Here is a 15,386-nt window from a genome sequence, read left to right as displayed (position 1 = left end):
TGCCACTGAACACTAATCACTAGGCTCAATTATTAAGCAATTCCAGTCGAGATAAAGATCATGATAATTATGAAGAATACGGCCCCAAAAGTAATAGCTCCTGTCTGAGATACTTTTTCTGAGGTCATATCTGCGGAGTCGTATATAGAGCGACCCATTTTCGTTTTGTATTCACCTTTGAATTGCTCTAAAGTATTCTCCATTGCTAAAGCTTGGGCTTCTAAGTCGGCTTTACTGAAATTGCCTTGAAGATCTTTCTTAGCTACTAAGCACGCTTGAGCCGTTATCCGGTGAACATGATAAATATAGTTGTTGTGGTCAGACTTTCTCTGATCTTTTTGCCTTTGTTTACAAAGAAGTGCATTTGCTCCGAGCTTTAAAGCAAATTGACGAGCATCAGTCTCGGCTTCTTCAATAGTTTTAAACCACTGGGAAACGACAGGTAGTCGAACAAAGATAATTTTGTTCTCGACTGTTTCCTTACTACTCTCGAATAATCCATACTCTTTGTTATACAGGCGTAGAGTGGAAGACTCAATCAAGGGGTTGATATTTATAGCTTCTAACCCTTTATAGGTTACTTTGATTTCGAATTCTAGTGGTTGGCCTACTTTTAAAGAGTTGAATCGTGCTTTTCCTAATGCGCTTTCGTGAAAAAAAACATCGGCTCCAAAACCTGTTTCAATAAAACCATAGCCACTTACTGGCTTCAGCGACTTTACAACGCCTTCCTTGCGACTCATCAGATATCCATTAGGTTATTTTTAAATAAACTTAGCCGCAAAAAGCGACTAAGTTGGTAGTCTATTTTCTGTCGATGCTTTTTACAATTAGCGGAGCGTGACAAACTCTTCAGCGCTAGTAGGATGCAACGCAACCGTAGAATCTAAATCCGCTTTAGTAGCACCCATTTTCAGAGCGACGGCAAAGCCTTGTAATATCTCGTCCATACCTTCACCAATACCGTGAATGCCGACCACTTTCTCTTCTTTACCCTGGCATACCAGCTTGAAATAACTAAGAGCGCGGTGCGGTGTAACGGCGTTGTACATGGCTGCAAACGATGACTTGTACACGGTAATGTTGTCTTCACCGAACTTTAACTTAGCGTCTTCTTCGCTCAGGCCAACGGTGCCAATGGTCGGGTGACTGAATACCACGGTTGGAATGTTCTCAAAGTCCATGTGTGCGTTTGGCATGTTGTTAAACAAGCGTTCCGCCAGTAAGCGTCCTGCTTTTATAGCAACCGGTGTTAGTGCTGCGGCACCCGTATTATCGCCTACAGCGTAGATACCTTGTACGTTGGTATTTTGGAATTTATCGACGTTAATAAAGCCTTCGCTATCCACCTCTACACCGGTACATTCGAGGTTAATTTTATCGGTGGATGGTACGCGGCCTATTGCCCACACTAAACAGTCTACGCCTTCCATTGACTGGTCATTTTCAAAGTGCAGCGTTAACGTACCGTCGTCTTGCTTAACCACTTCACGAACGGTCGTTTCGGTATGAAGCTCAGGGCCGTCCTGTTTCATGCGCTCCAGCAAGCCGTCAGTAATATCTTTATCGAAGCTGCGCAGAGGGCGGTCACGGCGTACCATTAAATGAGTGTCAGTACCTAAGGCATGGAAGACACCGGCAATTTCCACCGCAATGTAACCGGCTCCAATAACGGCTGCCTTCTTAGGTTGTTCATTGAGAGCAAAAAAGCCATCGGAGTCGATGCCATGCTCAGCGCCTGGAATTTCCGGAATTAGCGGCCGTCCGCCGGTTGCAACGGTAATATGGTCGGCAGTAATTTTTTCGCCGTTAACCTCAACTGTTTTGTGGTCAACGAATTTAGCAAAGCCTTCAATAAACTCTACCCCGTTGCCCTGAAAGCCTCGATGGTAGCCACCGTGAATGCGCTCAATATAAGCTTCACGGTTCTTAACCATAGTGGCCCAGTCAAAACCTTTTTGCTCCAGCTCGAAACCGTATGAAGGTGAGTACTTTATGGCTTCAGCAATATGAGCGCCATACCACATGACTTTCTTCGGAACGCAGCCCACGTTTACGCAGGTGCCGCCAACGGCTTTTGCTTCAATAACGGCGGCTTTTGCGCCACGGATAGCTGCGCGGTTAGCTGAGGCAATGCCACCACTACCTGCACCTATCGCAAGATAGTCATAATGTCTGCTCATACGGCTTAACTCCTGTACTTAATTCAAAAACTGCGCATATCTTGAATAAAAACCCCGCATCTTGCAAATAAAGACACGGGGTTGTCATGACTTTTATACCGATAGCGGTAATCGAAAGATCAGTTTATTGCTCTACCGACTAACGCCCGCCAGCTGGTAAGTTCTCTTTCACAAACTCGGTCATCATGGTGCGTAAATGAAGGGTGGTACCTTCACCTTCGTAAATACCATGAGAGCGATTCGGATAGGCAAAAAACTCGAACTGCTTACCATGCTTAATCAGCTCATTGACCAGGCGCTCGCTGCCCTGGAAATGAACGTTATCGTCGCCCGTACCATGCACTAACAGTAAGTCGCCTTGTAGGTTTTCAGCGTGAGTAATGGCTGAGGTTTCTTTATAACGCTCGGCAGACTCAGGCAGTAAACCAGAGTACCGCTCCTGATAAATGGTGTCGTACAGCGTTAAATCGGGTACCGGTGCCAGCGCCATACCCATGTGGTAGCTGTCCGGGTAACGGAATAACGCATTCAGGGTTTGTGAACCGCCGCCGCTGTGTCCCCAGATGCCTACACGGTTTTCATCAATAAAGTCCCAGCGTTCCAGCATTTGTTGCAGCGCATCGTATTGGTCGCGTACGGTAACAACGCCCAGGTTCTTGTAAATAGAACGGCGCCAGTCAAAGCCGCGTGGTGATTTGGTGCCGCGGTTATCAATAGATGCAACAATATAGCCCTGCTGTGTCAGCATGGTATGCCATAAATACAGTGAGCCGCCCCAGCGGTTGGCCACTGTCTGCCCCCAGGGTTCGCCGTAAACGTAGAACAAAATGGGGTATTCTTTGCTGGGGTCGAAGTCAGTCGGCTTCATAATGTAGCCGTCCAGCTCTAACCCGTCACGAGCTTCCACCCGGAAAAACTCAACCGGTTGTTTCTGCACCTGCTCAACCGCTTGCTGTACCTCGTTATTGTCAACCACCGTGCGAATAACTTCATGATCCGGCAGTGAAATCATATTAGTAACCGGAACCTGTTTAACCGAACTAAAGGTATGTTCAGCGTATTTGGCGTCTTGCGAAATGCTGTAACTGTGGGTTCCGTCCATGTCCGGAGTTAAGCGCTCCAGGCGACCGCTGCCGTCTAAGCTGGCGCGGAACAGGTAACGCTCCAGCGGTGTTTCTGGTGAGGCAATAAAATAGACCCAGCCGTTTTCTTCGTTTACACGCAGTACTTCAACTACGTCCCAGTTACCGCGGGTAATGGCGGTGGTTCTGCCTGAGTCGCGTTGCACTCGGTAAATATGGCGATAACCGCTGCGCTCGCTTAACCAGGTAAATTCGCGACCATCATTTAAAAAGTGAATGTCGTCGACATATTCGGCCCACGAGTCGGTGCTTTCGCGTAACAACTCCTGACTACGGCCGGTTTCGATATCACTGATAAAAGCGCGGTTAATGTGCTGCTTGCGGGTCAGTTGTTGAATTAACAGTTTTTCGCTGTTGCCGGCCCAGTTCATGCGCACCAGATAATGCTGGCGAGGGTCTCCGGGAATATCCATCCACTGCGTTTTACCTCCACTGGCCGGCATTACCCCAATGCGCATAGCGGCATTAGTTTCACCTACTTTCGGGTAAGGGAACTCTTTTAACGTTGGGTAGAGTCCGTCGGTGTTGTTGATCATAGTAAATACTGGCGTGCCTTCGGTGTCCAACTGCCAGTATGCAATGTGCTGGCCATCCGGGCTCCAGCGGAAACCGTCGCGCAGGAAAAACTCTTCTTCGTTAACCCAGTCGAAGGTGCCGTTAACTATAGTTTCGCTGCCGTCGTTAGTCAGCGCGCTGACAGTAAAGCTGCTAAGGTCCTGCACATAAATGTTGTTCTGCATAACGAATGCGACTTTTGTACCTTGCGGATTAAACTTGGCAAACTGCAAAGTCGACTCGGGCGCATTACCACCCAGTTGGCGTAATTCGTTGTTGTTGCGGTTCAGCACCCAGTAGTCGCCCAGAGTATGGGTACGCCACGAGCGCTTGGTATTGGTGAAAATAAGCACTTTCTCGCCATCGTCGGACCAGACGTAATTGGCAATATCCAGCGCTTTGTCCTTACCTTTCGGGGTAAGCTGTTCAGCACTGACTAAAACCGTGCGCTCGTTGGTTTCAGGATGGTAACGAACAATATCGCGACCATCGGCTGAGTTGGACTGCTCTAAAGTCGTGTAACCTGAGCCGTCTTCCAGCCAGCGAGTTGGAGCCGGGCGGTCAATACTGAAGGTATCGCTGGCGAATATTTTTTCCGCTGTCAGCTGGCTAACGCCTGTTACGTCAGCTTCATCGGAGTCCGCAGTGGATTGTCCACCCAGGTTACTACAGGCGCTTAAGGTAATAATAGCCGTTAATCCGGCCAATAAGCGTAAAGATCGAAAAGAGGTGTCAGACATGACATTTACCTTTATTCTGATTTATTAACGAACTGATAATACCGCAAAAAACGTAGGAAACCACATAAGCGTGGTTGAAGACTAGCCGAAAGCCCCAATATCCATTGTAAGCATTTTGAAAAATTGAGGTAAAAATGAGCCATAACCCGCTATTAGAACAGAGCCAGCTTCCGGACTTTGAGAAAATTAAACCCGAACATATTCAACCCGCTGTTGAAGAGTGCATAAAACACGCTCGAAAAACTATTGATGAAGTACTGGAACGTGGTGATTTTAGCTGGAATGGTTTGATTGAACCTTTGACCGATGCGGATGAAAAGCTTGAGCATGTCTGGGCGCCGGTTTCGCATTTGAACTCTGTAGTAAGCACGCCGGAACTGCGTGAAGCGCATGACAGTTGCCTGCCGTTGTTGTCTGACTACGCAACCTATGTAGGACAACACAAAGGCCTATTTGATGCTTATCAGGCACTGCGTGAAAGTGACGAGTTCGACGCCTTGACCGAAGCTCAGCAAAAGCTCATTAACGACACCTTACGTGACTTTCGTTTGTCGGGTGTGGACTTACCCGAAGACAAAAAGAAACGTTATGCTGAAATTTCATCGCGGCTGTCTGACCTGTCTTCAACCTTCAGCAACAACTTGCTGGATGCCACCCATGCATGGACTTGCCTGATTACCGATGAAAGCCGCCTTGCGGGTTTGCCGGAAAGCATCAAAGAAGCGGCAAAAGAAACCGCAGCAGACCAGGAAAAAGAAGGCTGGCTGTTCACTTTAGATATTCCAAGTTATCTGCCGGTCATGCTGTACGCCGAAGACCGGGAGCTGCGCAAAGAAATGTACCAGGCTTTTGTGACTCGTGCGTCGGAAACTGGGCCTAATGGCGGAGAGTTCGATAACTCCGAGGTAATGAACGAAACTTTGGCTTTGCGTCATGAAATGGCTGAGTTATTAGGTTTTAACGACTTTGCTGAAATGTCGCTGGCGACGAAAATGGCCGATTCACCGGAGCAGGTGTTAGATTTTGTGCAGGATCTTGCTAACAAGTCCAAAGCACAGGCGAAAGCCGAGTATGCTGAAATTGAAACCTTTGCTGCAGAGCAAGGTGTGGAGAAAATGGAAGCCTGGGATGTTCCTTACTTTAGTGAGCAGTTAAAACAGCAGCGCTATTCTATTTCTGATGAATTATTACGCCCGTACTTTCCTGAGCAACAAGTGCTAAACGGTTTGTTTGAGGTGGTTAAGCGCCTGTTTGGCATGACGGTTAGCGAGCAAAAAGACGTAAAAACCTGGCATGAGAATGTGCGCTTCTTCCGCATTCACGACGCCGATGGACATTTGCGAGGCAGTTTCTATCTGGATCTCTACGCACGTTCAGGCAAACGTGGTGGTGCCTGGATGGCGGACTTTGTTGGCCGCAGAGTGCATGCTGACGGCGAACTGCAAAACCCGGTGGCCTTTTTAACCTGTAACTTTAGTAAGCCGGTGGGTGGTAAGCCTGCACTCTTTACTCACGATGAAGTGCTGACATTATTCCATGAGTTTGGTCATGGTTTGCACCACATGTTAACTCAGGTCGATACCGCTGGTCTGTCTGGTATTAACGGTGTTGAATGGGACGCTGTTGAGTTGCCGAGTCAATTTCTGGAGAACTGGTGCTGGGAACCGGAAGCACTGGCGCTTATTTCTGGTCACTACGAAACCGGCGAGCCGCTGCCACAGGAACTGTTGGAGAAAATGCTGGCTGCGCGCAATTACCAGTCGGCTATGCAAATGATGCGACAATTGGAATTCTCGCTTTTTGATATGCGTATTCACCATGAGTTTGACGAAAATACAGGTGCGCGAATTAGCGAAATTCTGGATGAAGTGCGTCAGCAAACTTCGGTACGTATTCCACCGGAATACAACCGTTTCCAGCACAGTTTTGGTCATATCTTTGCTGGCGGTTATGCGGCAGGTTATTACAGTTACAAATGGGCTGAAGTGCTGTCGTCTGATGCGTTTGCACGCTTTGAAGAGGAAGGCATATTCAACGCTACAACCGGGCGAGACTTTTTACACGTCATTCTGGAACGTGGTGGCAGCCGTAAAGTCGCAGATTTATTCCAGGAATTTCGTGGTCGCGAACCGAATGCCGAAGCTTTGTTACGTCATAGCGGCATAGTAGCCTGATGCTATTGCATCAGGTGCGATATTGAATTCACAATTGTGTGTGCTATTTCGACATTGCACCTGAGATGAATGTCAGGGTACGGTGGGGCATCAGGCTGCGATAGCCATGACCAGGTTGACGAGGCCGACTAAACCAAAGACGAATAGGATAGTAAGAATAACGCCAATGATGATGTAGGCTTTCGGGCTACCATGCTGGAAGTCTCGTTGGCGGTTTTTTTCTGTTTGTACACCTAAAAATGCCGCCAACACACTCATAACCATACTAAAGACACCTGGTTTAGAGGTTTTGTTTTCGGTAGATTCAGACATTAATCAGTGTATTCGTTTTGATAATGTTTTTTGTTGCTGTCGCTTGAACTTGAGATTAACTCAATCAAGTCGAAGAAGTGAAATTGTACGGAACGGCTGTCGCCTTTTAACCAGCTAAACCATGTCACTTGCTCTGCAGCTAACTGACACTCAACAGAGGTGTTACTGGGTTCCATTTCAGTGACAAGCTGCTGACAGCGCTGGGTGGCGTTTTGCTCAGCAACGAGCGAGGAAGGACTCACAATAGCAAGCGCAGTAAACGCAGCTAATGCCAGTGACGTTATTATTGTGAGTAATCGCATGAAAGTCCCTCTCAAGTCTTGATTGACTAATTTATCAGCGATTTTGTAAAAATTCTAGTCATCATTGCGAATTTTTTTGTCATGGGTTAACTGCTACAATAAGCATCATTTTGAAATAGGTCAGGAAAACGAACAATGAAACCACTAATTGCACCGTCAATACTGTCTGCGGACTTTGCGCGTTTAGGGGAAGAAGTTGACGCGGTATTGAACGCCGGCGCCGATGTCGTGCATTTTGACGTGATGGATAACCACTACGTGCCTAACCTGACGATAGGTCCTATGGTATGCAAAGCGTTACGTGACTACGGAATTGAAGCACCAATTGACGTGCATTTAATGGTTAAGCCCGTTGACCGTATTATTCCTGACTTTGCAGAGGCCGGGGCTTCTATCATTACTTTCCACCCGGAAGCATCCGACCATGTTGACCGGACGTTGCAACTTATCCATGAGCACGGCTGTCAGGCGGGGTTAGTGCTAAACCCTGCGACACCGTTGCATTACCTTGAGCATGTTATGGATAAAGTGGATGTCATTTTACTGATGTCGGTTAACCCGGGTTTTGGTGGGCAGTCTTTTATTCCGTCAACGCTTGATAAGCTCAGAGCGGTGCGCAAGTTGATAGATAAGAGTGAGCGAGATATTCGCCTGGAAGTGGATGGCGGTGTTAAGGTTTCAAATATTGGTGAAATAGCGGAAGCGGGTGCGGACATGTTCGTGGCCGGTTCCGCTATTTTTAATGCGGATGATTACGCCAGTGTCATCCAGACAATGCGCGATGAAATCGCTGCGGTAACAGGTTCTTAGAGGAAACAGGAATGTCGAAACCAATTGTGTTAAGTGGTTGTCAGCCGTCGGGACAGTTGTCTATTGGTAATTATATTGGCGCATTACGTCAGTGGGTTAAGATGCAGGACACTCATGACTGTAAGTTTATGCTGGTTGATCAGCATGCCATTACTGTACGCCAGGAAGCCGAAAAACTGCAGCAAGCAACTCTGGATGGACTGGCTTTGTATCTGGCTTGTGGCCTTGATCCGGCAAAGAGTACGGTGTTTATTCAGTCGCACGTGCCGGAACATTCTCAATTAGCCTGGGTGCTTAACTGCTACACGCAAATGGGTGAGCTAAACCGTATGACGCAGTTTAAGGATAAGTCTCAGCGTCACGCCAGTAATATTAACGCGGGTTTGTTTACCTACCCAGCGCTAATGGCGGCAGACATTCTGTTGTATCAGGCGAATGAAGTGCCGGTGGGGGATGACCAGAAGCAGCACCTGGAAATGACCCGTAATGTTGCTGAGCGTTTTAATAACTTGTATGGCGATATTTTTACGATTCCGGAGCCAATGATTCCGAAAGTCGGTGCGCGGGTGATGTCACTGCAGGAGCCGACTAAGAAAATGTCAAAGTCGGACGATAACCCGAATAACTTTGTAGGCTTGTTGGAAGAACCGAAGAAGATTCTGAAGAAAATTAAGAAAGCCGTTACCGACTCTGATGAGCAGGCACGCATTTACTTTAATCAGGAAGAAAAGCCGGGTGTCTCGAATTTGCTGAGCATTATGTCAGCTGCCACCGGTAAGTCGATAGACGAGCTGGTACCTGAGTACGAAGATAAAATGTACGGGCATTTAAAGGTGGATGTGGCGGAATCTGTGGTGGCCATGCTGGAACCTATACAGCAGCGTTATCACGAAATGCGTAATGACCAGGCATTTTTGCAGCAGGTTATGAAACAAGGTGCTGATAAGGCCCGTGAAGCATCAGCAAAAACTTTGTCAGATGTTTATAAAGCGGTAGGTTTTGTACCTTACCCAGGATAAATTTAACTATGGCAGATGAATCTTCGGAACAGCGCGAAAAGGAGTTGCTAACTAGTGTTGAAACCATGGCAAACATTGGCAGCTTTTGGTATGGACCCGCGTCCGGAGACTTATACTGGAGCCCTCAGTTAAGAGAAATTCATGGTGTAGCCGAGGATGAACCCATTACTTATGAACAGGCAATGGCGTTTCACCTTCCTGAATACCGTGAAAATATTGAACACCTGGTCGAGCAAAGCTTTCAAAATCACCATAGCTGGTCAGCTGAAAGTTGTCTTAAAGACAGAAGTGGAAGAATTCACTGGGTTGCTATTACGGGTATTACCCGAACGCTGAAAAATGGTGACATGGCACTATTTGGTGCCATTCAGGATATTACGGTTAAAAAGTACCGTTTGCAGCAGTTACAAGAGCAAGCTAACACCTTACGCAGTACACTGGACAACTTACTGGATGCGGTTATTACTATCGACAATAACGGCATTATTATTAACTTTAGTGCGCCGGCTGAGCGCATGTTCGGATACAGCGCCGCTGAAGTGAAAGGTAAAAATGTCAGCGTGTTAATGCCCGAACCCTATGCCCGTGAACATGACCGTTATATTAGTGCTTATCAAAAAACAGGCCGCGCCCGCATTATTGGTATTGGCCGCGAAGTTCAGGCTAAGCGTAAAACCGGAGAAGTGTTTCCTATTGATTTGGCGGTAACCGAGGTCACTCATTCTGGTGAAACGCAGTATGTCGGCGTTATACGGGATATTACCGAGCAAAAAGAAAATGCCCGTAAGCTTGAGTATTTAGCAAATTTTGACGAACAAACGGGGCTACCAAACCGTCATCGTTTTCTTGACCTGGTTGAGAAACGCATTGAAAGCCATTTACCCATTGCTGTCGCAGCCGTTAATATTGACTACTTTAACCGCGTTAATACAATTCACGGACACGAGGAAGGTGACCGTGTTATTCAGTTAATTGCACAACGAATGAGAAAAACTATTGGCGATTCGGGCTGGATAGCGAGAGATCTTGGTGACAGATTCTGGGTGGGGGTTATGCAGAACTCTACCGAGACCAGCCTGGCTATTATTGATGAGCTTCATAGCGTACTGCGCGAGCCGTTTAAAACGGCGTTCCAGACGCATTACCTCACAGCAAGTGTTGGTGTCAGTTTAAGTGGCGGCGATGAAAATGCTTCCGGACTGCTGTCACAGGCCGATACGGCAACGTCTAATGCGCGACATAGCGGCCGGGATAAAGTTGCGGTATACAGAGCAGAAATATCTAATTCGGTTGTAACCGATGCTAAAACAGAAGTGGCTTTGCGGGCAGCCTTGGGTAAAGGTCAGTTCGAATGTTGGTTGCAGTCTAAGGTGGATACCAACGGCGTTGTTCGCGGTGCAGAGGCTCTAATGCGTTGGCGCAACGAAGCCGGAGAGATCATTCCTCCAGATCAATTTATTCCAATTGCGGAGCGTTTTAAGCTGATTATTCCTATGGCTAAAGAATTGCTGAGTCAGGTTGCTTTTGTTGTGCGGCAGCTGAGCGATAAAGGGCTTAATGATCGTATAGCGGTGAATGTCAGTCCTATTGAATTTTTACAAAACGACTATGTCGAGACAATACAGAAAATATTTGCCGAACAGGATGCGCCGCTGAATCAACTGACCATTGAAATTACCGAAAACTTACTGTTAGCGGACCCTGAAATAGTTGAGCAAACAATGTCTCGGCTTGCCGAGCTCGGCGTCGTTTTTTCTATTGATGACTTTGGTACCGGGTATTCTAATTTCATGCGCATTCAGCAACTACCAATAGGCGAACTAAAGATAGACCGGGAGTTTGTTCAGCTTGCAGAGGTGAATGACAAACATATGGGGCTGCTGCTGGCTATGCTGAATATGACTAAATCTCTATCGGTTTCCTCGGTAGCAGAAGGCGTAGAAACTGAAACTCAGGTTAAATTACTGAAAGAAAATGGCGCTGATTTATTGCAGGGGTTCTACTTCGCCCGGCCAGTCCATTTTAAAGACTGGCTAAGCGAGCGGCTGGCCTAGCAGTATGATTGTTTTAATTGATAACTTTGATTCATTTACTCACAACCTTGCGCGCTACTTTCGGGAACTAGGCGAAGACGTTAGTGTTTTCAGGAATAATGAATTAACTCTTACCGACATAGAACAGTTAGCGCCGCAAGCGCTTGTTATATCACCTGGACCCTGTACCCCCGACGAGTCGGGAATATCTTTGGCTGCTATTGAGCACTTTCAGGCTAAGCTGCCAATATTAGGTGTGTGTCTTGGTCATCAGGCATTGGCGCAGGTTTTTGGTGCAGATGTTGTCCGGGCAGAAAAAGTTATGCACGGAAAAACCAGTGTGATTAAACATACCGGCGAAGGACTTTTCCGACAGCTGAATAACCCATTAGAAGTGACCCGTTACCATTCCCTTGTTGTTTCTCCTGAAAGCTTATCAACAGATTTTGTCATTGATGCCGATACAGAAACCGAAAAAGGTCAGCTCGAGATTATGGCAATAAGACACCGGCATTTGCCGCTGTTTGGTGTTCAGTTTCATCCCGAGTCTGTGATGACAGCACAAGGACATAATCTGTTAGCGAATTTTTTACGTTATATACGATAATCAGTAAGTAGTATTTTCTCTGCTTATTCAACATAATACTGCCGCAGTTCAGCTAATACCGAGGTAACATGTTCCACTTTTTCGCGGGTACCACAGAAGGCGGCAGTAACGACCCCGCTTTGCGCTTAGAAAAACGCTTCATCAACTATCTGATAAGCTTCCCGTTTGCGCGTAAAACTCGTTCAAAGGAAGATGGTACCGATGACGAGGAACATGAGCAGCTACGTAAACTATTAGAAGTTGAGCGTCTGAATTACGAGGAGAGAGATCGTAAAGCGCAGGCGCGCCAACGTTATGCCGATCGTATTTCTGATGAATTGCATGAAGAGATTTATCATCGTGCTTTGAAAACCATAGAAGATGGTGACTACATTCGCGAACGCTTGATTCCACTACCCGAAAAATTACCTGAATTGCTCGATACGCTTAGCATGAAGGCCGCTTCTATGCGCCGGATTGAGTCTGTTGTGCAAGGTATGGACTGGTTTCATACGGGCTTAATCCGTACGGTCAATCAACCGCCGTTTATTGATCGCAATAAGCAGATGAAAATTGATAACCTTCGGGTGGCGATGAGCTTCGTGGGTACCGAAAACCTGCGCCTGCTGGCTCCTGCTTACATTATGCAAAACTGGCTGCCGCCGGCCACACAACCGTTCACCTTATTCCGCCGCAAAATTTGGGAGCATTCGTTGGGTACGGCTATTGCTGCTCACAATATTGCGGTAGAGCGTAACCTGCGAGATCCGGTCTTAGCCTATACCATTGGTATGTTCCATGAGCTGGGAAAAATTGCCTTAACCAAGCTTTATTTGCGTTTATTTGATGATGTGCAGCGCGAATTCGCTATGCAGAGCGTTAACGATAAGTCACCGGAGCGCCACAATACTATTGTTACCTTGACTCCGGACGAGCGTTTTCTGCGCGATTTAATGCTGGAAAAGGATAAAGACGTAAGTTACCTGGTCGCTGAAGGCTGGGGGTTAAAGCGTGTTCCGGTAAGCAAACACTTATTGGCTTTTACGCAAAGTAAAACGAAAGACAAAGGTTATGAATCTGAATACGCCGAAGCCTTAGCTCAGGCTAATGCTTATTGCGAATTCAGAATGCTGCGGGAAGTGGATCTGGCCAGTCTGGAAGAGGGAAAGCATCTGTTAAACAAGCATTCGATAACCTCAGAAACTGTGGCCCGCTTGCACAATGTGAGCTTAAAACGCCCGCCAATAGTTGTGCCGGAATAGCAGCTTCAACACTCGAACTCGGTGTCGATTAATAAATGGTCGAACACTTTACCGATATGCGCTTCCTCGTCAGTGAAGCGCACGCCAACACTTATCATTCCGTGCTCTTTGCGTTGATTCATAATTTGACCTGAAAGGGTCAGAGGCTCTTTCTGTGAACCCGAGCCAATACTGATTTTTATATTCATATGAGTGACATTACCCGTCTGATTCTGCGCCTTAAACACAATTCGGCAACCGGCAGAAGAGATATCGACAATAACGCCACTGGCTAACTTTTTCTTGCTTTTGGTCTGACTGCCGTCTGCAGTAACATCGACTGGAATATGAGTTCGCACACGCCGTTGCGCCCGCAATGCGCGATTCTCAATTTGTTTTGGATAATCCAGATACAGCAACCGGAAAGGGATATTCGAGACGGCCCGGATCTTTGTTTTAAACGCCAGGCATTCACCCGCTTCCCCCTCTAAAACCAAGCGAACAATAACCGGGTTACCTTCATATAACACATCGGCGTAACTTCCATCAGTGCGTGGGTTCGGCTGTTTTAACAATAAATAGTTACCGGTATCAAAGCCTACAATCTGAAGCTTGGTGCGTACCTTGGTTGCCGAAGAAAACTCAACATCAATTACGTCGCCCGGACGTAAATAGGTAAGCTTTAAGTGTGGTTGAGATGAGGCGTTCAGAGGCGGAGTCTGATTTTCCATAACGTCTTTTCCAGCCGAACATTTATTCAATAATTCAGGCTAAATTAACACCAATTAAAAATCAATGTAATTATACGTAGTTAAATGTTAATTCAGGGAGTACATTTTTCCTGTCCTAAAAAATAATGACTAAAGATTCATAGTTTCAGCATGCATTAGCATAACTATTCGTATCTTATGCAAGAAAAGCGTAAACCCTCGGGTTTAGGGATTTATAACCGAATTATCACAGACAAACTGCGCAAATTTTGGCATAATAGCCGGCTACTTTTAGAGATGAATTTGTTGACACCTTTGTTAACTCGCTAAGGCGATAAGGACGAGAGTAATGACAGACAATAAGACAGTAAACCGTGAAATGTTTAATGATGTAATGGTTCCAAACTACAACCCGGCATCGATGATTCCCGTTAAAGGAGAAGGTGCTCGTGTTTGGGATCAGGAAGGTCGTGAGTATGTCGACTTTGCTGGCGGTATCGCTGTGAACTGTCTTGGTCATTGCCACCCTGCGATGGTGTCAGCCCTACAGGAACAGAGCCAGAAGCTGTGGCATTTAAGTAACGTGTTTACCAACGAACCGGCAATTCGTCTGGCAAAGAAACTAACCGAAGCCACCTTTGCTGACCGCGTTTACTATGCTAACTCTGGTGCTGAAGCCAACGAAGCCGCATTGAAGCTGGCGCGTCGCTGGGCAATTGAAAAGCACGGTGAGCATAAGCAACAAATTATTGCTTTCACTAAAGGTTTCCACGGGCGCACCTTCTTTACCGTAACCGTGGGTGGCCAGCCAGCTTACTCTGACGGTTTTGGTCCAAAACCTGGCGCTATTGAGCATGTGGATTACAACAACATCGACGCGCTAAAAGAACTGATTTCCGACAAAACTTGCGCCGTAATGATGGAGCCATTGCAAGGTGAAGGTGGCGTAGTAAGCCCTGACGTAGAATTCGTTAAAGCAGTACGTGAACTGTGTAACGAAAATAATGCGTTATTGATTTTTGATGAAGTGCAAACAGGCTTTGGTCGTACCGGTAGCCTTTATGCTTATGAACAGCTAGGCGTAACGCCGGACATTCTGACTTCAGCAAAAGCATTGGGCGGCGGTTTCCCTATTGGCGCTATGCTAACCACCACGGAAATTGCGGAGCATCTTAAGCCGGGTACACACGGTAGTACATACGGCGGTAACCCACTGGCATGCGCTGTATCAGAAGCGGTGTTTGATGTTGTGAATACTAAGGAAACGCTGGACGGTGTGAAGCAACGTGAGCAGTGGTTCAAAGAGCAACTGGCCGCAATTAACGAAAAATATAACGTGTTTAGCGAAATCCGTGGTCAGGGCTTATTGCTTGGCGCGGCAATGAATAAAGAGTACGAAGGGCGTGCGCGCGACTTCTTGCTGGCAGGCCAGGAGCATGGCGTGATGGTACTGATTGCCGGTGCTAATGTGGTGCGTTTTACCCCGTCACTGGTTATTTCTGAAGAAGACGTTAAAGAAGGCCTGCAGCGCTTTGAAAAAGCTGTTGCTCAGGTCGTCGGTCAATAACTGAGGCTGTTT

13 protein-coding genes are annotated in these 15,386 nt (G+C 46.8%); 7 read left to right on the top strand and 6 right to left on the bottom strand.

Going from position 1 to position 15,386, the window contains the following annotated elements; all coding sequences use genetic code 11:
• Positions 1-32: 32 nt before the first annotated feature.
• The 3 genes from NJR55_RS04340 to NJR55_RS04330 all read right to left on the bottom strand — a co-directional run bounded on the left by NJR55_RS04340 (position 33) and on the right by NJR55_RS04330 (position 4,620).
• The gene (locus NJR55_RS04340; RefSeq protein ID WP_253618168.1) at positions 33-743 is read right to left on the bottom strand and encodes a cold-shock protein; all 711 of its coding nucleotides are present in this window, start codon (positions 741-743) and stop codon (positions 33-35) included.
• Positions 744-830: 87 nt separating this feature from the next.
• The gene (gorA, locus tag NJR55_RS04335; protein ID WP_253618166.1) at positions 831-2,183 is read right to left on the bottom strand and encodes a glutathione-disulfide reductase; all 1,353 of its coding nucleotides are present in this window, start codon (positions 2,181-2,183) and stop codon (positions 831-833) included.
• 139 nt (positions 2,184-2,322) lie between these two features.
• On the bottom strand, positions 2,323-4,620 hold the full coding sequence (locus tag NJR55_RS04330; RefSeq protein WP_253618164.1) for a S9 family peptidase: 2,298 nt from the start codon (positions 4,618-4,620) through the stop codon (positions 2,323-2,325).
• Positions 4,621-4,754: 134 nt separating this feature from the next.
• Between NJR55_RS04330 and prlC the strand changes: the two genes are divergently transcribed.
• Positions 4,755-6,794, top strand: a complete 2,040-nt coding sequence (prlC, locus tag NJR55_RS04325; protein WP_253618162.1) for an oligopeptidase A — start codon at positions 4,755-4,757, stop codon at positions 6,792-6,794.
• Between the two features lie 90 nt (positions 6,795-6,884).
• Here the strand turns inward: prlC and NJR55_RS04320 are convergent, their stop codons facing one another.
• Entirely contained in the window at positions 6,885-7,106 is a 222-nt protein-coding gene (locus NJR55_RS04320) for a DUF2970 domain-containing protein (RefSeq protein ID WP_253618161.1), read from the bottom strand.
• A complete protein-coding gene (locus NJR55_RS04315; protein WP_253618159.1) occupies positions 7,106-7,408 on the bottom strand; it encodes a hypothetical protein in 303 nt (100 codons plus the stop codon). The genes NJR55_RS04320 and NJR55_RS04315 overlap by 1 nt, the downstream gene beginning before the upstream one ends.
• A 135-nt stretch (positions 7,409-7,543) precedes the next feature.
• Here NJR55_RS04315 and rpe point away from each other — a divergent pair, with 135 nt between their 5' ends.
• The 5 genes from rpe (at position 7,544) to NJR55_RS04290 (ending at position 13,118) form a co-directional block, all read left to right on the top strand.
• A complete protein-coding gene (gene rpe / locus NJR55_RS04310) occupies positions 7,544-8,218 on the top strand; it encodes a ribulose-phosphate 3-epimerase (protein WP_253618158.1) in 675 nt (224 codons plus the stop codon).
• Between the two features lie 11 nt (positions 8,219-8,229).
• On the top strand, positions 8,230-9,237 hold the full coding sequence (gene trpS, locus NJR55_RS04305) for a tryptophan--tRNA ligase (RefSeq protein ID WP_253618156.1): 1,008 nt from the start codon (positions 8,230-8,232) through the stop codon (positions 9,235-9,237).
• A gap of 8 nt (positions 9,238-9,245) precedes the next feature.
• The gene (locus NJR55_RS04300; protein ID WP_253618155.1) at positions 9,246-11,291 is read left to right on the top strand and encodes a bifunctional diguanylate cyclase/phosphodiesterase; all 2,046 of its coding nucleotides are present in this window, start codon (positions 9,246-9,248) and stop codon (positions 11,289-11,291) included.
• Between the two features lie 4 nt (positions 11,292-11,295).
• Positions 11,296-11,877, top strand: coding sequence for an anthranilate synthase component II (locus NJR55_RS04295; RefSeq protein WP_253618153.1), 582 nt, complete (start codon positions 11,296-11,298; stop codon positions 11,875-11,877).
• 68 nt (positions 11,878-11,945) lie between these two features.
• Positions 11,946-13,118 (top strand): HDOD domain-containing protein, encoded by a 1,173-nt coding sequence (locus NJR55_RS04290; protein WP_253618152.1) that lies wholly within the window; start codon positions 11,946-11,948, stop codon positions 13,116-13,118.
• A gap of 5 nt (positions 13,119-13,123) precedes the next feature.
• Here the strand turns inward: NJR55_RS04290 and NJR55_RS04285 are convergent, their stop codons facing one another.
• Positions 13,124-13,828 carry a flagellar brake domain-containing protein gene (locus NJR55_RS04285; RefSeq protein WP_253618150.1) on the bottom strand — a complete coding sequence of 235 codons (705 nt, stop codon included), beginning with the start codon at positions 13,826-13,828 and terminating at the stop codon, positions 13,124-13,126.
• Positions 13,829-14,156: 328 nt separating this feature from the next.
• Here NJR55_RS04285 and NJR55_RS04280 point away from each other — a divergent pair, with 328 nt between their 5' ends.
• Positions 14,157-15,374 (top strand): aspartate aminotransferase family protein, encoded by a 1,218-nt coding sequence (locus tag NJR55_RS04280; RefSeq protein ID WP_253618149.1) that lies wholly within the window; start codon positions 14,157-14,159, stop codon positions 15,372-15,374.
• The last annotated feature ends 12 nt before the right edge of the window (positions 15,375-15,386 follow it).

The sequence above is a fragment of the Idiomarina rhizosphaerae genome (genome assembly GCF_024159085.1).
GTDB classification, from domain to species: Bacteria; Pseudomonadota; Gammaproteobacteria; order Enterobacterales; family Alteromonadaceae; genus Idiomarina; species Idiomarina rhizosphaerae.
This window is presented reverse-complemented; position numbering and strand designations above follow the sequence as displayed.

Bases quoted from the DNA above. Each gene is read 5' to 3' on its own strand.
- rpe (WP_253618158.1), top strand. From the start codon at position 7,544: ATGAAACCACTAATTGCACCGTCAATACTGTCTGCGGACTTTGCGCGT.
- NJR55_RS04320 (WP_253618161.1), bottom strand. From the start codon at position 7,106: ATGTCTGAATCTACCGAAAACAAAACCTCTAAACCAGGTGTCTTTAGT.
- NJR55_RS04290 (WP_253618152.1), top strand. From the start codon at position 11,946: ATGTTCCACTTTTTCGCGGGTACCACAGAAGGCGGCAGTAACGACCCC.
- NJR55_RS04280 (WP_253618149.1), top strand. From the start codon at position 14,157: ATGACAGACAATAAGACAGTAAACCGTGAAATGTTTAATGATGTAATG.
- gorA (WP_253618166.1), bottom strand. From the start codon at position 2,183: ATGAGCAGACATTATGACTATCTTGCGATAGGTGCAGGTAGTGGTGGC.
- trpS (WP_253618156.1), top strand. From the start codon at position 8,230: ATGTCGAAACCAATTGTGTTAAGTGGTTGTCAGCCGTCGGGACAGTTG.
- NJR55_RS04300 (WP_253618155.1), top strand. From the start codon at position 9,246: ATGGCAGATGAATCTTCGGAACAGCGCGAAAAGGAGTTGCTAACTAGT.
- NJR55_RS04315 (WP_253618159.1), bottom strand. From the start codon at position 7,408: ATGCGATTACTCACAATAATAACGTCACTGGCATTAGCTGCGTTTACT.
- NJR55_RS04295 (WP_253618153.1), top strand. From the start codon at position 11,296: ATGATTGTTTTAATTGATAACTTTGATTCATTTACTCACAACCTTGCG.
- prlC (WP_253618162.1), top strand. From the start codon at position 4,755: ATGAGCCATAACCCGCTATTAGAACAGAGCCAGCTTCCGGACTTTGAG.
- NJR55_RS04340 (WP_253618168.1), bottom strand. From the start codon at position 743: ATGAGTCGCAAGGAAGGCGTTGTAAAGTCGCTGAAGCCAGTAAGTGGC.
- NJR55_RS04330 (WP_253618164.1), bottom strand. From the start codon at position 4,620: ATGTCTGACACCTCTTTTCGATCTTTACGCTTATTGGCCGGATTAACG.
- NJR55_RS04285 (WP_253618150.1), bottom strand. From the start codon at position 13,828: ATGGAAAATCAGACTCCGCCTCTGAACGCCTCATCTCAACCACACTTA.